We start from the raw sequence: 1,833 nt of genomic DNA, 5'->3' as shown, positions 1-1,833 counted from the left end.
GCGCAGCAGCGGCACCAGGCAGTTGGGGTTGATGCCGGCAAAGTGCGGCTGGAGGTGTTCGCCGGTGAACAGGTCCACCACCTGGTGGTCCAGGGCCACGCCCTGGTCAACCGCAAACATCTGGACCACGCGGCTGGTGGTGGACGCGGGATGGAAATACAGCTTCATGGTCGGTGTCTCCGGTGGGCTGGGCTGGCAGTGTAGGCCGCTGTGCGGTGCTGTGCAACGGCCGCGGAAACGGCCCTGGACATGGCCCCTGTCCTGCCACACACAAAGCCCGCTATGCTTTTGGCCATGAACACCGCCACGCACGCACCCGTCACCACCGCCGAACTGATTGGCGCCCCCACCGACATCGGCGCGGGCGCGCGCGGCGCGTCCATGGGGCCCGAAGCCTTGCGCGTGGCCGGCTTGCAGTCGGCGCTCGAATCGCACGGCCTGGTGGTGCTGGACAGCGGCAACCTCAGCGGCCCCGGCAACCCGTGGCAAGCGCCAGTGAACGGCTACCGCCACCTGCCCGAGGTGGTGGCCTGGAACCAGACCGTGTTCGATGCTGTGTACGCCACGCTGCAGCAGGGCCGCCTGCCCATTCTCCTGGGCGGCGACCATTGCCTGGGTGTGGGCAGCATTGCCGCCGTGGCCCGCCACTGCCGCGAGACGGGCCGCCAGCTGCGCGTGCTGTGGCTGGACGCCCATGCCGACTTCAACACCAGCATCCTCACGCCCAGCGGTAACGTGCACGGCATGCCGGTGGCCTGCCTGTGTGGCCTGGGGCCCACCGAGCTGACCGGCATCGGTGGCCACACGCCGGCCCTGCGCCCGGACCAGATCCGCCAGATCGGCATACGCAGCGTGGACGAAGGCGAAAAACGCCTGGTGCATGCGCAAGGGCTGGAGGTGTTCGACATGCGCTTCATCGACGAGGAAGGCATGCGCCGCGCCATGGCGCTGGCCCTCGACGGTCTGGACGACAACACCCACCTGCACGTGAGCTTTGACGTCGATTTCCTCGACCCCGAGATCGCCCCTGGCGTGGGCACCACCGTGCCTGGCGGCCCCACCTACCGCGAGGCCCAGCTGTGCATGGAGATGATCGCCGACAGCGGCCGCCTGGCCTCGCTCGACATCGTCGAACTCAATCCCGCGCTGGACTTGCGCAACAAGACCGCCGAGCTGGCGGTGGACTTGGTGGAGTCGCTGTTCGGCAAGAGCACGCTGATGCGGGCCGGGCGCTGAGGCGCGGCGCGCGCCCATGAAAAAGGCTCCCGAAGGAGCCTTTCAGAGCCGGTGTCACCGGTGCCGAATCACTTCTTCTTGCACTCGGGCTTGTCGGCGTTTTCTTTCTTGGAGCAGTCTTCCATCTTGCCACCGCCGTGGCTGCCAGCCATGGAGGGCATGGACGCAAACATGAAGGCGGAAGCGATCGCAGCGAGCAGAAATTTCATGATTCACCTCAGTTGAGCAAATGTGCGTGAAACGACGCAGAATGCGCCGAACCCTATCAGCGCCTGCGCAGGATAACGCGACCCATGAAAGCCTTGAAGCGTGCGGACGATCTCCTATTTCCCACTCAACTATTGCGATGTGCCCTGTCTGCAGGCGCGCTGGCGTTGCTGGCCCCTGGTGTAGCCAGCGCACAAACCCGCTTCACGCCCGGGCCCAGCCAGTTGGTGCTGCCCGCTTCGGTGTACGCGGTTGCGGCCGGCAACAACACGCTGCGCGAGGCCGAACGCGACTGGCGGCGTGACCTGCAGGACATACAAGTTGCGCTTCGTTACGCCCGCACCGCCGTTCAGGTGGGGCTCAACGATGGCGCTCTGCGCTGGTTTGGCG

Annotated in this window: 3 protein-coding genes; 2 read left to right on the top strand and 1 reads right to left on the bottom strand. The window is 66.3% G+C overall.

All coding sequences use genetic code 11. The annotated features are described in order from the left end of the window. Window positions 1-294 precede the first annotated feature (294 nt). Window positions 295-1,236, top strand: coding sequence for an arginase (rocF, locus tag Q8M88_RS08970; protein ID WP_305596526.1), 942 nt, complete (start codon window positions 295-297; stop codon window positions 1,234-1,236). Between the two features lie 68 nt (window positions 1,237-1,304). Here rocF and Q8M88_RS08965 read toward each other — a convergent pair whose 3' ends face one another. Then, window positions 1,305-1,445: a hypothetical protein gene (locus Q8M88_RS08965; protein WP_305596524.1), complete on the bottom strand. Its 141-nt coding sequence runs from the start codon at window positions 1,443-1,445 to the stop codon at window positions 1,305-1,307. Window positions 1,446-1,529: 84 nt separating this feature from the next. Between Q8M88_RS08965 and Q8M88_RS08960 the strand changes: the two genes are divergently transcribed. Next, window positions 1,530-1,833 (top strand): hypothetical protein (locus Q8M88_RS08960; RefSeq protein WP_305596522.1); only part of this gene is annotated, 304 nt, incomplete at its 3' end.

The sequence above is a fragment of the Phenylobacterium sp. genome (assembly GCF_030693805.1).
GTDB lineage: Bacteria > Pseudomonadota > Alphaproteobacteria > Caulobacterales > Caulobacteraceae > Phenylobacterium.
This window is presented reverse-complemented; position numbering and strand designations above follow the sequence as displayed.

Excerpts from the sequence above, each read along its gene's own strand:
- Q8M88_RS08965 (WP_305596524.1), bottom strand. The coding sequence starts at position 1,445 with ATGAAATTTCTGCTCGCTGCGATCGCTTCCGCCTTCATGTTTGCGTCC.
- rocF (WP_305596526.1), top strand. The coding sequence starts at position 295 with ATGAACACCGCCACGCACGCACCCGTCACCACCGCCGAACTGATTGGC.